Genomic DNA, 18,171 nt, shown 5'->3' with positions numbered 1-18,171 from the left:
GACCTGTAGGAGCCGGCTTGCCGGCGATGGCGGCCGATCGGGCGATGCAAGGCTCACGGGCCTCATCGCCAGCAAGCCGGCGCCCACAAGGGATCGCGTTGACCCTGTCTGCCAGCATGGAGGTTCAGCAGCGCTTGCGCCAGAACTCCTGGGCCAATGAACGCAGGTCATCCGCCAGCCCCGCCACATCCCCCGAGCTGAGATGACTCTGCTGGCCGACATTGACCAGTGCCTCGCAGGCATTGCGGATGCTGACGATATTGCGGCTGATGTCCTCGCTGACGGTGCTTTGCTCTTCCACCGCCGAAGCGATCTGCTGGCTCATGGCGGTAATCCGGCTGACCCGCTGGCTGATCCCGGCCAGGGCATCGGCCGCCTGCTGGACCTGTTGCACACTGTCCTCGGCCTGCTGGCTGCTGTGCTGCATCACTTGCACCGCGTTGCACGCGCCTTCCTGCAGATTGCTGATCATGCGCTGGATCTCGTTGGTCGATTGCTGCGTTCGCTGGGCCAACCCCCGTACCTCGTCGGCCACCACCGCGAACCCGCGACCCTGCTCTCCGGCACGGGCGGCTTCGATGGCGGCATTGAGCGCCAGCAAGTTGGTCTGGTCGGCAATCCCGCGGATCACTTCCAATACCGTGGAGATCTCGGTGCTGTGGCTTTCCAGATGCAGGATCACCTCGGTAGCCCGCGCCAGCTCGTTGGCCAGTCGCAGCACCGCGCTGCGACTGTCTCCCACCAGTTGATGACCTTCGTGGGTTTCCCTACCGACCTGGTCGGCCACCTCGGAGGCCTGCTGGGCATTGCTCGCGACCTGGGCCACGCTGGCGCTCATCTGCTGAATCGCCGCCGCGACCTGGTCGGTTTCAGCCTGTTGATCCAGGGTGCTGGCATGACTGCTTTGAATATGCCGGGCCAGCGCCTGAGCATGCCCGGACAGGCGCAGCGAGGCATCGCCGATACGTCCCACCACCGCGCCGACCTGGGCCTCGAGCATGTTCAGGGCAAAGCCGATCTGACCGAACTCGTCGCTACGACCGGTGTAGATCGCCTGGCTCAAGGGGTTGTCGGCGATCTCCCGGGCTCGCGCCGTCAGTTCGGCAAACGGGCGCAGCGCCCAGTGGGTCAGCGCGCCGACCAGCACGCTGCCCAGGGCCCAGAGCCCCAGATCAACCTCCAGCGGCTGCCCGGAAAACCCTTGCCCCAGTGCCAGGACAACGGCAAATACCGCGCTGGCCTGCGCCCAGAGCCGGGTCTGCACACGCAGGCTGGGCAAACGCTGACGCCAGGGCAAACGTCCGCTGCGCAACCAGGCGTACCAACGCTCGGCGGCCTCGACCTGGGCAGCCTCGGGCCGGGTCCGCACCGACTGGTACTCCACCGTCTGACCGTCGCGGGTCACCGGCGTGGCGTAGGCACTGACCCAGTAGTGATCGCCATTCTTGCAGCGATTCTTGACCAGCCCCATCCACGAGCGTCCGCCCTTGAGGGTTTGCCACATATGGGCGAAAGCCTCGGCGGGCATGTCCGGATGACGCAAGAGGTTATGCGGCGAACCCAGCAGCTCCTCACGGCTATAGCCGCTGATCCTGATGAAATCAGGATTGGCGTAGGTAATCGTGCTGTCCAGATCGGTGGTCGAAAGGATGTTGGCATCAAAGGCGACATCTACATTTCGCCCGGTAATCGGGAGATTGATCTTCATGGAACGCGCGCTCAGAAAGTGAGAGGAGTCGGCAGGGCGTCGACTCTAAGCGCACGGAAAAGCAAAACACTGATCTAGCTCAGGGTCTTGGCATTTAGCCATCTTCATGACAATTCAAAGACGATCCCTGTTTTTTGGCGCCAATTCGCTGGCGATGGCGACCCTATGGGCGAAGCCGGACTCAAGGCTCAGCGCTTGCCCATCGACCGACGCGTGCCATTCGGCGCGCGGCCCGGTCTCTCGTGATGCCCGTCCTTGCCACCTTTCTGGTACCAGGTCTGGCCGGCCTTTTTCGCCGCGGCGAATTCAGCGGGGTTGAACGGAAAACTGAAGGCCGGGACGGCGGGCTTTTCGCTGACCGCAAGCTCAGCCTCGACCACAGGCTCTTCGCCCGGGTTGGCGGAAACGGACGGTTGTTCAGGGGAAGTCATGGAAGCTCCGAAAGGGCGGGACGGATCAGGTCGAACCGAAAGACCGCAGTATACCTGAGCGCCCTGCCCGCGCCGCCGCCAACGGTCATTTATAGAACAAATCGACCACCACCCCGGCCGAGAACGGCCCGGCCTTGGGCCGATCACTGTTCCACACCAGCTCGGCATCGAAGTGCGCCATGGCCGCCCGGGTTTCGCCCAACAGGTCGGCCAGGTGAAAGGTGCGGTTATAAGGAATCCCCAGGCCGCCCTCCGCCCGGACGATCCGGATGCCCACGCCATCATTGCCCTGGGGAATCAGCAGATCCCCGGAGACACTGCCCGATACCGGCTTCAAGCGCGCGTCCAGGCTGAACGCGGTGTCGCAGGTCCGACTGGTGTGCAAGGCGAAAGGACGACGCGCGGCGACCTGGCCCATGACCACCCGCTCGATGGCGACCCGACCGAAATCGACGGTCTCGGGAATCACCTGCAACTGCGCATCACAGGCCACGAAGCGCAGGCCGGACAGGTTGTTGATCACGTAATTGAGCGAACGTCCGCCCGCGCTCGGCCCAGCGCTGCCGTCCAGCTGGAACAGACGATAGTCCTGCAGATTGCTCGCCACCCCCGAAGGCGGCGTCGGCCCGAATTTCTCGATAAACACCGAGAAGGCCAGATTGAAACTCAACGGCGGGCAGTTCCCCTCAAGGCAACCCGGCACCCGCCGCCCGGTCGCGATGCGTCCGCTGCTCTGGCGATGATCGACGCCGTCATGGGTCAAACCGGCGCGGATGCCCTGGCCGATCACCTGGCCGGCCGGATTGAGGTAGATAAACACGTCCTCGTCGCCGCCCTGGGGATTGTCCCTGGCGCAATCGACCGCCAGGTTGAGCGGTTCCGAGCGCCAGATCACGCTGCCATTGGGCGACGAGGCCGGGATCGCGACGGTGCTGCCGAGGTCGGCGTTGACCAGGGTGGCGCCACTGCCCTGCAAGGTGCAGGTCAAGGCAAATGCGCTGGCCGGGCTCAAAAGTCCAAGACACAACAACGGACGCAGCCAGGCACGACAATCAAACTTAGTCATGGGATGAAACCTTCTGTTCGGAATGGGCGGTGTCGCCACTCAGTGACGCGTTGAACGGCGTACCGAAGGCCAACCGGGCGCGATAGGCGCGTTGACCGCCGTAGTCGGTCAGCGCCTTGAACTGCAAGTGCTGCGCAGGGGAACGGGCGAGGATCAGTTCCCGCCGCTCGCCCGGCGGGACCAGCAAATCGTCCCCCTGACGCTGGGGGGCGCCCTGGCGTGGCTCCTCGATCTGAATATTCAGCAGGGCGGCATGGAACACCGTCGGGTTCTCCACCCGCAGTCGATGGACGCCACTGTCGTCGCGCACCAGTGTCCAGTTCAGGCGTTGCGGGGTGGCCGCCGGATCCCCCGGCAGCCCGGGCGGACGAAAAAACACATTGATCCGTTGGCGGATCGCGATATTCAGCAGCCCGTCGCCCGGGCGGGTGCGGGGAATTTCCAGCACATACAGGTGCAGCAGCGACTCACGCCCCGCCGGCATGCCCAACCCTTCATACATCAGGCGCAAGACCTGACGCCCCTCCGGCGCCAGCCGCGACAGCGGCGGCGTCAGCACAAAGGGCAAATTCGCCGACGGCTCCGCCCCCTCGCTCACGTCGCTCAACCAGGCCTGCAACAGGACCTCCTCCGCCCCACGGTTGCGCGCTTCGATACTCACCTCGCGAAAGCGTCCGTCGAACACCAGCCGCGTGCCGCTGAGGGACACCGCGGCCTGCAACGGGCCGCCGGCGCACAAACCCAACAGCAAGGCCAGCACACGCAAGCGTTTCACTGGCACACCCCACGAATCCGTTCGTAGGTCCGCTGCGGGTCCTTGGGTGGCAGCGTGAAGGAAAACTGGCAGCGCCGATCCGACCAACTGACGCTCAGCACGCCTTGCTCCTGCTCGCTGAGCACCAGCGCGCGACTGCTCGGATCGACCACGGCCAAGGTCCGGCCGGTGGCATCCTGAACACTCGCGCCGAGGGGAATCGGGCTGCCATCGGCCTGGCTCAGCTCGAACTGCACGCGCCGCCCGGCACTGGCCTTGAAGGTGGCCAGGACCACCGCGCCACGCCGCGGAACCACCTGGGCGATGGCATTATCCACCTCGACATCGGCCCCCAGGTCGCGGGTATCGAGGCTGATCCAGTTGGCCCGGTAAGGTTGTGCATAAGGCACCACGGCATAACCGTTGGCACCGGTTTCGACACCACTGAAGTTGTTGAAACGGGCCCCGCTGACACCCGGCACCTGCGCCAGCACAAAGGTGTCGCCCAGGGACTGGCCGAGGTTGATACCACCGCCGTGGGCCACCAGCGAGCCCCGGGCCCCGAGGTTCCAGCTGTTGAAATCGCGCCCATGGCTGTAGCCGGCCTCGAAACGCCCGACGGACGTGGTGCTGTTCAAGCTGGCCGAACCCGCACCGGCACCGCTGCCATCGTTACCAGCGAGCACCGAATAGAAAGTGTCGCGACTCTCCGGCAGGCGCCCGGTCACGCCGGCCAGGGCACTGGAACCGCCCTCGCTGTCGCGTACCCCGGTAAACGAGGCGCGGGTCGCCCGCTCAGGACTGCCGAAGGGCATCGAGAGGGTCAGGGTCAACTGATGATCGGTACCGGCCTGGCCATTGATATCCGTGACTTCGGCGCGGTCCAGGGACAGGCTGTAATTGAGGTCGCGCCAGTAACCACCGTAGGTCACGTTGTACTGCCGGGACGTGCCGGGCAGGTCCCAGAAACGCTGTTCCAGGGCCGAAACGCTCAAGGTCCCGGTGCCCAGCGGTTGGCTGAGATTCAGATCCACCCGGTCCCTGGCCCGCCCCTGCAGGATCAGACCGGGCTGGCTGCGCTCCTGCACATGCTGGTCGAACGTGCGGTATTGCTCGCTGGAATAGCGATAGCCGGCGATGGCAAAGGTGGTGCTGGTGGCATTCAGGGTATTGGCATAGCGCAGGCGCACGCTCTGCCCCCCCAGGTCCGTTGCCGGCTGGCGACTGACCGAATGGGTCAGATCCGCCGAAATCGCCCCCAACCCGGTATTGAGACCCGCCCCCAGGTTACTGGCCTGGTAGTCCTCGGCCAGTTGCAGGCCGCCATAGCCGGTCAGGTGCTCGGTCAGGCCGTAGATCAGGGTGGTGCTGGTAAAACCGGGGGTCTGGTAGCCGCTACTGTTGCTGTCGTATTGCCCGGCTTCGACGCTGTAGCTGAACGTACCCTCGGGCACCATGATCGGCAGGGAGGCGAACGCCTGGGTAAAGGTGCGGCGCCGGCCATCGGCCTCGATCACCGTTACCAGCAGATCGCCATTTGAACCGCTGGGGTAGAAGTCGCGGATTTCGAACGGCCCGGGCGCCACATTGGAGCTGTAGAGCAGGTAGCCGTTCTGGCGGATTTCCACCGTCGCGTTGCTCTCGGCCACACCGCGAATGGTCGGCGCATAGACCCGCTCGCTGTCCGGAAACATGCCGTCGTCCGTGGCGACCTGGACACCGCGAAACCGCACGCTGTCGAAAACCCGTGAATCGGTATAGGTCTCGCCCAGGGTCAGTTGGCTCTTCCAGGCGGTCAGGTCGCGCTGGACGAAGGTGCTGTTACTGCTCCAACGCGCCGACTGATCGGTGCCCTGCAACAGCGAGGACTGGTTGCGCAGGCGCCAGTCGCCGAGATTCAAACCATTGTTCAGGCCCAGGTAGTAACTGTCGGTGCGAATCCCGGTGACCTCGCGACGGTTACCGATAAAGCTGTAGTCGATGAAAGCGCTGTTCACCCCGCGGTCCCACAACTGCGGGGAAATGTAGCCGCGGGCGCTGCGGCGCAAGGCGATCTGCGGCACGCTGATATTCAGTTGCAGGCTGTTGGGTTGGTAGTCGACGCTGGCCTGGTCCAGGCGACGCCAATCGAAGCACTGCTCGGGCGCCGTGCCGTCGGTCAACACCCCGAGGCTGCGCAGGCGCTCCAGGTCCAGTCCGAGGTCGTCGAGCACCGGCAAGGTCAGGCACGGCTCGACCTGGCCGGTCGCGGCATTGCGGGCAAACACCAGGTCCCGGCGCGCGCTGAGATTGCGATTGAGGTAGATATCCACCCGGTAGGTACCCGGGGCGACGCTGTTGCCTTCGAGGAAGGCCTTCAGGTCCGCCGACTGCTCGCCGCCGTGAATAAAGGCGGTATTGAAGCGGGGTCCCTGCCCGCTTTCATCCCCTGACGGCTCGGCAAAGGCAGCGCCCGGCGCAATCAGCGCCACCCCCAATGACCATTTGAAGCCCCACGGGCCTCGAGCCTTCTCAAACAGGGAACGTACGAAACCACCGTTGCTCCCATGACGTGATAACGCGAGAACTTCCTTTGTTCGCTGATAAAGCCAATCCATGTGCACCTTCACAATACAATAGCTTGAAGTGTGTTCCAGACGGGATCCTTCCGCCCGCACAATGCCCTGACCTGCGCGCGGGGTCCGGCATCGAAAAATCGGATAACGATCGAAGACGCTGACTAACTGCCCAGCGGTTGCGCCTGGCCCTGGGTCCAGTCGCCCGAGGACAACCGATAAGGCACCAGCGCCCCGTGGTCGTTGATGACACTGAAATTCAGCTGGGCATTCTGGGCCTGGGCATGCTCCTGCAGGTCGTAGTCGGCGGACTGCCCCGGAGCCAGCATCGAGTTCTTCCGGCGCAGGACCCGATGCCCCCCGGACAGCAACTGAATGTCCACCAGCGTCACGTGATAGGGCCCGGTGTTGACCACATTCAGCACACCACCCCGAGGCAGGCTCCAACGCAGTTGCGCCGGCGCCTGCTCGATATCGTCGTTGAGCCGACCGGGGCGGTAGAACAGCTTGATGCGCTGGCGGATGCCGATCTGCAGGACATTCTCCCGCTCGCTGGCCTGGGGGATTTCCTGCACGTTCAACCAGAACAGCGACTCACGGTCCGCCGGCATCGCGGCCCCGGAGTGAATGATCCGCACCGTCTGCCGTCCCCCGGAAGGCAATTGCACCAAGGGCGGGACCACTACAAAGGGCAACTCCCGGGTGACCTCGTCCTCGGCTTCGAGCCAGGACTGCAGCAATATGCTCGAGGAGTTATTGTTCAGTACACTGAGTACCGCTTCCTTGTCTTGCGCCGGATACACCACCCGTGTCGTATTCAACACAATACCCGCCCGCGCATCGGCTCCTATCCACATTGCCAGGACAATGCCGATCATCGGAGCAAAAACGTTCCGCATGTGAACTACCCATTCCAATGAAAAAAAGAACGGAGCCGTGCAAAGCTCCGTTCAAGAAAGCCGCTTAGTTATAAGTCAGGACAAAAGGCACGGTGCCTGTCGCGGCACCGGGGACCGTGGGTACACCGTTCTTGACGAACACCGCCCGCAAAGCCAGTTCACCGCGCGAGCCGGTACCGCTGGCCTCAAGGACGCCATCAATGGTGTCGGTGGGGTCCTGGATATTGAGGAAAGTGTCGCTGTCGCGACGTACCAGGCCGATGCCTACCCCCTTGGCCGCTCCGGCGGTGGTCAACAGGTAGGGATCGTTGGTGTCGGTTTGTGACGGCCGGAACGACATATGCACGGTGTTCTCCGCCGCCGGTTGCAGGCAGGTCACCACCAGGTCGATGTCTTTCGCGGTGCCCAGCCGCGAGTCGGTGCGATTACCGATATCGGCAAAGGATACACGGCCCAGGTCCACCGGGATGTTATCGGCCGACCCGCCTCCGGAAGACACTTCGCAACTGGTGTTGGTCAAGGCACCGGTAAAGTTCAGCGTGCCACTGTTGGCTGCGTGTGCGGTAGTCACTGCCCCCAGAGTTGCCGCCAATAAAGCCAGGGTCATAGAGATATTTTTCATGCGAACACAATCCTTCGAGTTAATTCGTTTGCACCCATTACTTGGGTGGCGAGCACTATAGACCCGAAGAATTTATTACGCTGTAAGCCCTTATCGATTGGAAAACTAAGAACCCGCTTACAATGAGGAACGCCAATACTGTCAGAGCTCGGCGTCATTCAAAACCCCAAGAAAAAAGAACAATAACCGTTTAACACTCACACTCTTTCAACGAAATAACTTATCACTGAAACACAACTCTCCAGCACACTGATATTATTCTGATACCCTGCTGAATAGCTGCAAACAGTACGATTTGCTCGATATGGCCAAGTACCGGACCCATACGCTCGTGCAGGCCGCCGGATTTTTACCTGTCCGGCAGCCCGTCTATACACGCAACCCGCAACCACGAGGGCTTGAGCCCACGTACAACTTAGTTGTACGTGAGGGTGACCACGCCTTGCGTTGCCACCTGCCGGGTCGTGACACTCGACGCCAGGGGCTGATAGTTTGCGCTAAAAGGCACCCGCCCATCGCGACAGGCATTGGCCGCTGTATCGACATTCAAACTGACTGCGGAAGAGACTTTGAGCAATCGGCTGTCGGCCCCGGGATGACCGGCTGCCGATGTCCCGACTTCGCAACCGGACTCCACGATCTCCCCGAAAAACCTGATCTGTCCGGCGCCATTCACGGCCTGTATGTCGAAACCGCCAGCGATCAGCAACAGCACACCGAGACTTACTATTTTTCCGTTCATTTCCAACACTCCCAAAGCAGGGTCGGTATTCACCAGTAAAGATCACTTCAGGCCCACGCACCAGAAAACAAAGAATCATCCGTAGGACATATCAATAGTGTTTGTCCGCCAACAACACTCTTTATCGTTATCGTCCAAAGCGATAGCGGCTTTAATGCCCGGGCGTGTTATAAGACGGACGGTTTTCTGACAGCCCTGTCAGGTAGCCGTCACCTTGCTGACCCGGTTGGGGGGTTATAAAGGAGCTACTGTTCTGCCAGCATTCACCTTCCCATCCCTTTGTCCCGGCGTCCTGACAGCATGCGTATCCCGAAGAAAACCGCGTTGATCCTTGGCCTGGTGGTCCTCGTGGCCGCTGCCGCGACCTGGACCCTGACCCGAGCGCCCCAGGCCAAACCCAGCGCCAATACCGCCGTGCCGGTCACGGTGGTCAGCGTGATCCAGCAGGATGTGCCGCGTTATGTCAGCGGCATCGGTTCGGTACTGTCATTGCACAGCGTGGTGATCCGCCCGCAGATCGACGGCATCCTCACCAAGCTGCTGGTCAAGGAAGGGCAACTGGTCAAGGAAGGCGACCTGCTGGCGACCCTCGACGACCGTTCGATCCAGGCCAGCCTGGCGCAGGCCAAGGCCCAGCTGGCACAGAGCCAGGCGCAGTTGCAGGTGGCGGAAGTCGACCTCAAGCGCTACAAGTTGCTGACGGTCGATGACGGCATTTCCAAGCAGACCTATGACCAGCAACAAGCGCTGGTCAATCAATTGAAAGCCACCGCGCAAGGCAACCAGGCGGCGATTGCCTCGGCGCAGGTGCAACTGTCCTATACCCAGATCCACTCGCCGGTCACAGGCAGAGTCGGTATCCGTGCCGTGGACGAAGGCAACTTCCTGCGCATGAGCGATGCCCAGGGCCTGTTCTCGGTGACCCAGATCGATCCGATCGCCGTGGAGTTCTCCCTCCCCCAGCAAATGCTGCCGACCCTGCAAGGCTTGCTCGGCACCACTCCACCTGCGTCGGTCCGGGCGTTCCTCGGTGACGACGGGCATAGCGGCCTGCTGCTCGGCGAAGGTCACCTGACCCTGATCGACAACCAGGTCGCGGCGGGTACCGGGACCATCAAGGCCAAGGCCGAATTCAGCAACAAGGGCCAGAAGCTCTGGCCGGGCCAACTGGTGAACATCAAGATCCAGACCGCCCTCGAACGCAACGCCCTGGTGGTGCCGCCCGTGGTGGTCCAGCGCGGCCTGGACAACTACTTCGTCTACCGGGTCAAAGGCAGCGGCGTGGAAGTGGTGCCGGTGCAGATGGCCTACCAGGACAGCGACCTGAATATCATCACCGGTGTGCAGGCCGGCGATGTGCTGGTCAGCGACGGCCAGTCGCGGCTCAAGCCGACTTCGCGGATCGAAGTGCAGGGCCAGCCGAAAATGGCTGACCGCCAGGCCGCCCTGGAGTCCAAGCCATGATCAAGGAAAGTCGCGGCGTTTCGGCCTGGTGCATCGACCATCCGGTGGCGACCATACTGCTGACCTTCGCCCTGGTGCTGCTCGGGTCGATCGCCTTTCCGCGCCTGCCCCTGGCACCGCTGCCGGAAGCCGAGTTCCCGACCATCCAGGTCTCCGCCCAGCTCCCCGGCGCCAGCCCGCAAACCATGGCGTCCTCGGTCGCGACACCGCTGGAGGTGCAATTCAGCGCCATCCCCGGCATGACCCAGATGACCTCCAGCAGCGCCCTGGGCACCACCACCCTGACCTTGCAGTTCACCCTCAGCAAAAGCATCGACACCGCCGCCCAGGAAGTCCAGGCGGCGATCAACACCGCCTCGGGCAAGCTGCCCAAGGACATGCCGACCCTGCCGACCTGGCGCAAGGTCAACCCGGCCGACAGCCCGGTGCTGATCCTCAGCGTCAGCTCCAGCCAGATGCCCGGCACCGAACTCAGCGACTACGCCGAAACCCTGCTGGCCCGCCAGCTCAGCCAGATCGACGGCGTCGGCCAGATCAACATCACCGGCCAGCAGCGCCCGGCCATCCGGGTCCAGGCCTCGGCGGACAAGCTGGCGGCCATCGGCCTGACCCTGGCCGATATCCGCCAGGCGATCCAGCAGACCAGCCTCAACCTGGCCAAGGGCGCGCTGTACGGCAAGTCGAGCATCTCCACCCTGTCGACCAACGACCAGTTGTTCCAGCCGGAGGAATACGACCAGTTGATCGTCTCCTACAAGAATGGCGCGCCGGTCCAGCTCAAGGATGTCGCCCGGGTCATCCGCGGTTCCGAGGACGCCTACGTGCAAGCCTGGTCCGGTGACGAACCGGGGGTCAACCTGGTGATTTCCCGCCAGCCGGGGGCCAACATCGTCGAAACCGTGGACCGCATCCAGGCCGCCCTGCCGGGCCTCGAAGCCATGCTCCCGGCCTCGGTGCAGGTCAAGGTGCTGATCGACCGGACCCAGACCATCCGCGCCTCGCTGCATGAAGTGGAAATGACCCTGCTGATCGCCATCCTGCTGGTGGTGGCGGTGATGGCGCTGTTCCTGCGCCAGTTGTCGGCGACCCTGATCGTTTCCTCGGTGCTCGGCGTGTCCCTGGTGGCCAGCTTTGCCCTGATGTACGTGATGGGCTTCAGCCTGAACAACCTGACCCTGGTGGCAATCGTCATCGCCGTGGGCTTTGTGGTCGACGATGCGATTGTCGTGGTGGAAAACATCCACCGCCACCTCGAGGCCGGCGACGGCATGCGCGAAGCGGCGATCAAGGGCGCCGGGGAGATCGGCTTTACCGTGGTCTCCATCAGCTTCTCGCTGATCGCCGCGTTTATTCCGCTGCTGTTCATGGGCGGCGTGGTCGGCCGGCTGTTCAAGGAGTTCGCCCTGACCGCGACCTCGACCATCCTGATCTCGGTGGTGGTCTCGCTGACCCTGGCACCGACCCTGGCCGCGCTGTTCATGCGCGCGCCGGTGCATCACGAACACTCCAAGCCGGGCTTCGGCGAGCGTCTGCTGGCCGTCTATGAGCGCAACCTGCGGCGCGCCCTGGCGCACCAGAGAACCATGTTCGGGCTGTTCTGCGTGACCCTGTGCCTGGCCATCGCCGGCTACGTGTTCATTCCCAAGGGCTTCTTCCCGATCCAGGACACCGGCTTCGTCCTCGGCACCACCGAGGCCGCCGCCGATGTGTCCTTCACCGATATGGTGGCCAAGCACAAGGCCCTGGCCGAGATCGTTGCGGCCGACCCGGCGGTGCAGGCGTTCTCTCATTCGGTGGGTGTGTCCGGCAGCAACCAGACCATCGCCAACGGCCGCTTCTGGATCGCCCTCAAGCCCCAGGACCAGCGGGATGTCTCGGCCAGCGCATTTATCGACCGGATTCGCCCGCAGCTGATGAAGATTCCCGGCATCGTCCTCTACCTGCGGGCGGGCCAGGACATCAACCTCAGTTCCGGCCCGAGCCGGGCCCAGTATCAGTACGTGGTCAAGAGCAATGACGGCGATACGCTGAACACCTGGACCCAGCGCCTGACGGAAAAGCTGCGCACCAACCCGGCGTTTCGCGACCTGTCCAACGACCTGCAAACGGGCGGCAGCGTCACCCATATCAACATCGACCGCGGCGCCGCCGCGCGTTTCGGCCTGACCGCCAGCGATGTCGACGAAGCCCTCTACGACGCCTTCGGCCAGCGGCAGATCAACGAGTACCAGACCGAAACCAACCAGTACAACGTGATCCTCGAACTGGACGCCGCGCAGCGCGGCAAGGCCGAAAGCCTGAACTACTTTTACCTGCGCTCGCCCCTGACCGGTGAGATGGTCCCGCTCTCGGCCCTGGCGCGCTTCGACGTGCCCACCAGCGGTCCGTTGTCCATTGCCCACGACGGCATGTTCCCGGCCGCCAACCTGTCGTTCAACCTGGCCCCCGGCGTGGCCCTGGGCGATGCGGTGCTGCAACTCAACCAGGCGAAGAACGAGATCGGCATGCCGGCCTCGGTGAACGGTTACTTCCAGGGCGCGGCCCAGGCCTTCCAGAGTTCCCTGGCGAGCCAACCGTGGCTGATCCTCGCGGCGCTGGTGGCGGTCTACATCATCCTCGGGGTGCTCTACGAAAGTTTCGTGCACCCGCTGACAATCATTTCCACCCTGCCGTCCGCCGGCCTCGGCGCCCTGATCATGTTGTGGCTGCTGGGCCAGGACTTCTCGATCATGGCGCTGATCGGCCTGGTATTGCTGATCGGCATCGTCAAGAAGAACGGCATCCTGATGATCGACTTCGCCCTTGAAGCCCAGCGTGGCGGGCTGTCGCCGGAGGAAGCAATCTACAAGGCCTGTATCACGAGGTTCCGGCCGATCATCATGACCACTCTGGCCGCCCTGCTCGGCGCCCTGCCGCTGATGCTCGGCCACGGTACCGGCGCCGAATTGCGCCAGCCCCTGGGGATCGCCGTGGTCGGCGGCCTGCTGGTGAGCCAGGCGCTGACGCTCTTTACCACCCCCGTCATATACTTGTGGCTTGAGCGGCTTTTCCATCGGCCGACACCGGCGCCCGCGCCGGCGATCACACTCTGAGGCGGGTTCATGCGCGTTCTGATTATCGAAGACGAAGAAAAAACCGCCGATTACCTGCATCGCGGCCTGACCGAACAGGGCTACACCGTGGACCTCGCCCGCGATGGCGTCGGCGGCCTGCACCTGGCGCTGGAAAGCGACTACGCGGTGATCATCCTCGACGTGATGCTGCCGGAGCTGGATGGCTTCGGCGTGCTCAAGGCGCTGCGGGCGCGCAAGCAGACCCCGGTGATCATGCTCACCGCCCGCGAGCGCGTCGAAGACCGTGTTCGCGGCCTGCGCGAGGGCGCCGACGACTACCTGGGCAAACCCTTTTCCTTTCTCGAACTGGTGGCGCGCCTGCAGGCCCTGACCCGGCGCAGCGGCGGCGGCCACGAGCCGGTGCAGATCAGCGTCGCCGACCTCTGGGTCGATCTGATCAGTCGCAAGGCCAGCCGCGCCGGCATGCGCCTGGACCTGACCGCCAAGGAGTTCTCGCTGCTCAGCGTGCTGGCCCGGCGCCAGGGCGAAATCCTCTCCAAGACCGCCATTGCCGAGATGGTCTGGGACATCAATTTCGACAGCGACGCAAACGTCGTCGAAGTCGCGATCAAGCGCCTGCGAGCCAAGCTCGACGGGCCGTTCGAACAGAAACTGCTGCACACCATCCGCGGCATGGGCTACGTGCTGGAGAGCCGCAGTGCCAACTAACAGCATCGCCCTACGCCTGAGCGGCTTGTTCAGCGGCGTGGCGCTGCTGGTGTTCCTGTTGATCGGCTGGGCCCTGTACCAGCAGGTCGGCGAGGGCCTCGGCCTGCTGCCTGAAGCCGAGTTGGAGGCACGCTCCAGCGTGCTGCTGTCCTCACTCAATCGCGACAGCACCCTGGAGCACTGGGCCAAGGTCAGCGCCAAGCTCAAGCAGTTGGGCGAAGAGGACAAGCGCATTCGTTTCTGGGTGGTCAGCGGCGATAGCAACTACGAGTACGGCCCCCCCGACGGCCTGGTTCGTGCCTTCGCCGAAGGCCCCGCGGGCATGCGCGACCTGCGCTTGCCGGGACACGCCTACCCCTTCAAGGTGCTGGTCAACGCCCTGCCGGCCAAGGGGCCTCGCCCACCGTTGAAGTTCCTGATCGCCATCGACACCGAAACCTTCCGACAGACCCAACACCACCTGCTGATCGCCCTGATCGGCCTGGCCATCGCCGGCATCGCCCTGGCGTCCGTGCTGGGTTACTGGGTGACGCGGATCGGCCTGAAACCCTTGATCAAGCTGTCCGAGGAGGCGCAGAAGCTGGCACCGCCACGGCTGTCCGGGCGCCTGCAGTTGTCACCGCTGCCGCCGGAGCTCAGCCAGTTCGTCAACTCCTTCAACTCGACCCTGGAACGCGTCGAGCATGCCTATTCGCGCCTGGAGTCGTTCAACGCCGACGTCGCCCATGAGTTGCGCTCGCCGCTGACCAACCTGATCGGCCAGACCCAGGTGGCCCTGACCCGCGGACGTTCGGCCGAGCACTATTTCGAGGTCCTGCAATCGAACCTCGAAGAGCTGGAACGCCTGCGCTCGATCATCAACGACATGCTGTTCCTGGCCAGCGCCGACCAGGGCAGCAAGGCCACCAAGCTGATCAGCACCTCGCTGGCCGGCGAGGTGGCGACCACCCTGGACTACCTGGACTTCATTCTCGAAGACGCCCAGGTCCAGGTACGGGTCAGCGGCGATGCCCAGGTACAGATCGAAATCGCCCACCTGCGCCGGGCGCTGATCAACCTGCTGAGCAATGCGGTGCAGCACACGGTGCCGGGCCAGGTGATCGTGGTGCGCATCGAGCGCGAGGGCGAGCGGGTCGCCATTGGCGTATCCAACCCCGGCGAAGCGATTGCCGCCGAGCATCTTTCGCGGCTCTTCGAACGTTTCTACCGGGTCGACGCCTCCCGCAGCAACAGCGGCGCCAACCACGGACTGGGCCTGGCAATCGTCAAGGCCATCGCCCTGATGCATGGCGGTGATGTGTTCGTGCGCAGCCGCGACGGGATCAATACCTTCGGCCTCTACCTGCCAGCCTGAAGCACTCCAGGGACAGAACGGCAAAGGCCAGTCTCAAGAGACTGGCCTTTTTCTTGCGTGGGCCGTATACATGCGCCAATAAACCGATGCAATCGAGAGTGCGACCATTCCTCACGCCCCGGCAAATTCCGTCAAGCCGCAAACCCTGCTGATGCTGGTCAGCGGAATGACAGTGATCGCCATGCTTGCCATCGTGACCTTCCTGCTGATCCGCGAGCGCGGCAGCGCCACCGAGGCCGCTGCGCGCTCGGCGAACAATATCGTGCAACTGATCGACGCCGATGTATCGCGCAATATCGAGCTCTATGACCTCGCATTACAGGGGCTGATCCAGGCCTCGCAGCGCCAGGACCTGCGCACGGTCGCTCCCGAAGTCCGTCATCTCGCCCTGTTCGACCGCGCCTCGAGCACCTCGCACAAAAGCGATATCCTGCTGCTGGACCGACTGGGCAATGTGGTCGCCGACTCCCAGTCGGTCATCCCCAGGGCCGAGAACTTTTCCGATCGTGAGTATTTCCAGTCCCACGAGGGCGACCCGGACCCGAGCCTGATGATCAGCCACCCGTTCAAGTCCAGGCGGGCCCCGTATCCCTGGCTGATCAGTTTCAGCCGCAGGATGACCTCCGCGGACGGTGAGTTCCTGGGAGTGGCCGCCGCCGGTATGCGCCTGAGTTACGTCGACGAGCTGTTCATGAACCTGAGCGTCGGCAAAGGCGGTTCCATCAGCCTGGTCAGCACCGACGGCACCCTGCTGTCCCGACAAACGCCACTGCCCGACGAGCTGACCGGCCAGGACTTCAGCAACTACCCCAACTTCATCCGGATCCTGAAACAAGGCAACGGCAGCTTCAGCACCACCTCGGGGATCGATGGCAGCGAGCGGCTCTATACCTTTTCCCAGGTCGGCACGCTACCGCTGATCGTGGTGGTGTCCCAGTCCGCCGACGAAGTCTATGGCGCCTGGAAACGCACGACCCGCCTGGTCGGCCTGGCCACGGGCGTGCTCTGTATCGGCCTGCTCTGGCTCAGTTGGCTGCTGGCCCGGGAACTGCGCCGACGCCAGCGCGCCGAGCAGGAGCTGGCGCAGCTGGCCGCCACCGACTCGCTGACCGGCCTGGCCAATCGCCGGGCGCTGGACCAGGGCCTGGCGACCGAATGGGCGCGGGCACAGCGTTCCGGCAAACCGCTGTCGGTACTGATGATCGATGCTGATCACTTCAAGGCCTTCAACGACCGCCACGGTCACCCGGTCGGCGACGAGGCCTTGCGGCGGCTGGCCCAGGTGATCAGTGACAACATTCGGCGTCCTGGCGACATGGCGGCGCGTTATGGCGGCGAAGAGTTTGCCGTGGTGCTGCCGGAAACCGATGAGCAGGGGGCAATGAACCTGGCGCAAAAGATCCGCACGGCCATGGCCGCACTGGCGCCCTTCAAGGGCGACCATCGGGCGATCACCGTCAGCATCGGCGCCAGCACCGCCTCGCCGCCCAGCGACGGTAGCGTGGAGCAGTTGCTGCGCAAAGCCGACCAGGCGCTGTACCAGGCCAAGCACGAAGGCCGCGATCGTGCGGTGCATGCCAGCCTCGACCGGTTGTAAGCGCCCCCTGTAGGAGCGAGCTTGCTCGCGATGGACGTCAACGATAACACGCGGCATCTGATACCCCGCGGTGTCTGGACTACCCTCGCCGGAACGCCGCCCGGAGCAAGCTCGCTTCGACAAGGGAAGGGATATAAAAAAAGCCGCCCGAAGGCGGCTTTCAAATACAACAAAAGGAGAGAGTCGTTACACGGCCGCAACAGGACGCATGTAAGAGATCGGCGCGGTGCTGGCGTCTTCGAAGGTCACCACTTCCCAGGCATCTTTCTGCTCAATGAGCTTACGCAGAAGCTGGTTGTTCAGGGCGTGACCGGACTTGAAGCCTTTGAACTCACCAATCAGGCTATTGCCCAACAGGTAGAGGTCACCGATAGCGTCGAGGATCTTGTGTTTGACGAATTCGTCTTCGTAACGAAGGCCGTCTTCGTTCAGTACACCATCCGAATCGACCACGATGGCGTTTTCCACGCTACCGCCGAGTGCGAGGTTGTGCTTGCGCAGGTACTCGATATCACTCATGAAACCAAAGGTCCGGGCGCGGCTGACTTCTTTTACGAACGAAGTGCTGGAAAAATCCACGCTGGCACTCTGGATGCGGTCACGGAACACCGGGTGATCGAAATCGATCTCAAAGCTCACCTTGAAACCTTCGAAAGGCACGAAAGTGGCGCGCTTGTCGCCGTCTTCCACTGAGACTTCACGAAGGATGCGGATGAACTTCTTGGCTGCGTCCTGTTCTTCCAGGCCGGCAGATTGAATCAGGAATACGAAGGGTCCAGCGCTACCATCCATGATCGGGACTTCGGACGCGGAGAGCTCGACGTAGGCGTTATCGATGCCCAGGCCGGCCATGGCCGAGAGCAGGTGCTCAACCGTGTCCACCTTGACGTCACCGTTGACCAACGTGGTCGACATCGTGGTTTCACCAACGTTTTCCGCGCGAGCAGGAATCTGCACCACAGGGTCGAGGTCGGCACGACAAAACACGATACCGGTGTCCACAGGCGCGGGCTTGAGGGTCAGGTAGACCTTCTCGCCGGAGTGCAGGCCGACACCTGTAGCACGGATAATATTTTTCAGGGTGCGTTGTTTAATCATGGCATGGGCCGCTTCAGCGCAAATTGCGAACAGGTATCAACAAAGGCTGGCGATAATAGCAGACCAGGCCTTTGCTGAACACCAATCACCCTAATACTC

At 63.1% G+C, this 18,171-nt stretch carries 14 protein-coding genes and 1 pseudogene; 5 read left to right on the top strand and 10 right to left on the bottom strand.

Features of this window, described 5'->3' with window-relative positions; all coding sequences use genetic code 11:
* Positions 1-124 precede the first annotated feature (124 nt).
* The 9 genes and pseudogenes from HX830_RS07060 to HX830_RS07025 form a co-directional block, all read right to left on the bottom strand.
* Positions 125-1,183, bottom strand: coding sequence for a methyl-accepting chemotaxis protein (locus HX830_RS07060; RefSeq protein WP_370868313.1), 1,059 nt, complete (start codon positions 1,181-1,183; stop codon positions 125-127).
* Positions 1,184-1,426: 243 nt separating this feature from the next.
* A pseudogene (locus HX830_RS32425) lies at positions 1,427-1,708 on the bottom strand (PAS domain-containing protein); the annotation flags it as partial.
* Between the two features lie 188 nt (positions 1,709-1,896).
* A complete protein-coding gene (locus HX830_RS07055) occupies positions 1,897-2,139 on the bottom strand; it encodes a hypothetical protein (RefSeq protein ID WP_152741162.1) in 243 nt (80 codons plus the stop codon).
* Between the two features lie 85 nt (positions 2,140-2,224).
* Positions 2,225-3,205 (bottom strand): fimbrial protein, encoded by a 981-nt coding sequence (locus HX830_RS07050; RefSeq protein WP_177099493.1) that lies wholly within the window; start codon positions 3,203-3,205, stop codon positions 2,225-2,227.
* Entirely contained in the window at positions 3,198-3,980 is a 783-nt protein-coding gene (locus HX830_RS07045) for a fimbria/pilus periplasmic chaperone (RefSeq protein ID WP_177099491.1), read from the bottom strand. The genes HX830_RS07050 and HX830_RS07045 overlap by 8 nt, the downstream gene beginning before the upstream one ends.
* Entirely contained in the window at positions 3,977-6,424 is a 2,448-nt protein-coding gene (locus HX830_RS07040) for a fimbria/pilus outer membrane usher protein (protein WP_256350429.1), read from the bottom strand. The genes HX830_RS07045 and HX830_RS07040 overlap by 4 nt, the downstream gene beginning before the upstream one ends.
* A 254-nt stretch (positions 6,425-6,678) precedes the next feature.
* Positions 6,679-7,413: a fimbrial biogenesis chaperone gene (locus tag HX830_RS07035; protein ID WP_152741165.1), complete on the bottom strand. Its 735-nt coding sequence runs from the start codon at positions 7,411-7,413 to the stop codon at positions 6,679-6,681.
* 64 nt (positions 7,414-7,477) lie between these two features.
* Complete coding sequence (locus tag HX830_RS07030; RefSeq protein WP_152741166.1) at positions 7,478-8,035, bottom strand: fimbrial protein; 558 nt, start codon at positions 8,033-8,035, stop codon at positions 7,478-7,480.
* A gap of 415 nt (positions 8,036-8,450) precedes the next feature.
* Positions 8,451-8,810, bottom strand: a complete 360-nt coding sequence (locus tag HX830_RS07025) for a hypothetical protein (protein WP_177099487.1) — start codon at positions 8,808-8,810, stop codon at positions 8,451-8,453.
* 267 nt (positions 8,811-9,077) lie between these two features.
* On the opposite strand from HX830_RS07025, the gene HX830_RS07020 reads away from it, so the two are divergent.
* From HX830_RS07020 to HX830_RS07000, 5 genes are all read left to right on the top strand, one after another.
* Positions 9,078-10,241, top strand: a complete 1,164-nt coding sequence (locus HX830_RS07020) for an efflux RND transporter periplasmic adaptor subunit (RefSeq protein WP_177099485.1) — start codon at positions 9,078-9,080, stop codon at positions 10,239-10,241.
* A complete protein-coding gene (locus tag HX830_RS07015; protein WP_152741169.1) occupies positions 10,238-13,333 on the top strand; it encodes a multidrug efflux RND transporter permease subunit in 3,096 nt (1,031 codons plus the stop codon). The genes HX830_RS07020 and HX830_RS07015 overlap by 4 nt, the downstream gene beginning before the upstream one ends.
* Before the next feature lie 9 nt (positions 13,334-13,342).
* A complete protein-coding gene (locus tag HX830_RS07010) occupies positions 13,343-14,023 on the top strand; it encodes a heavy metal response regulator transcription factor (RefSeq protein ID WP_103494538.1) in 681 nt (226 codons plus the stop codon).
* Positions 14,013-15,377, top strand: coding sequence for a heavy metal sensor histidine kinase (locus HX830_RS07005; protein WP_177099482.1), 1,365 nt, complete (start codon positions 14,013-14,015; stop codon positions 15,375-15,377). Before HX830_RS07010 ends, HX830_RS07005 begins: the two co-directional genes overlap by 11 nt.
* 151 nt (positions 15,378-15,528) lie before the next feature.
* On the top strand, positions 15,529-16,974 hold the full coding sequence (locus HX830_RS07000; protein ID WP_152741170.1) for a sensor domain-containing diguanylate cyclase: 1,446 nt from the start codon (positions 15,529-15,531) through the stop codon (positions 16,972-16,974).
* Positions 16,975-17,160: 186 nt separating this feature from the next.
* Here HX830_RS07000 and lpxC read toward each other — a convergent pair whose 3' ends face one another.
* A complete protein-coding gene (lpxC, locus tag HX830_RS06995; RefSeq protein ID WP_100941309.1) occupies positions 17,161-18,072 on the bottom strand; it encodes a UDP-3-O-acyl-N-acetylglucosamine deacetylase in 912 nt (303 codons plus the stop codon).
* Between the last annotated feature and the right edge of the window lie 99 nt (positions 18,073-18,171).

It is taken from the genome of Pseudomonas gingeri (assembly GCF_013385425.1).
GTDB lineage: Bacteria > Pseudomonadota > Gammaproteobacteria > Pseudomonadales > Pseudomonadaceae > Aquipseudomonas > Aquipseudomonas gingeri_D.
The sequence above is the reverse complement of the archived record's forward strand: the minus strand, read 5'-3'. Positions and strand labels throughout refer to the sequence as shown.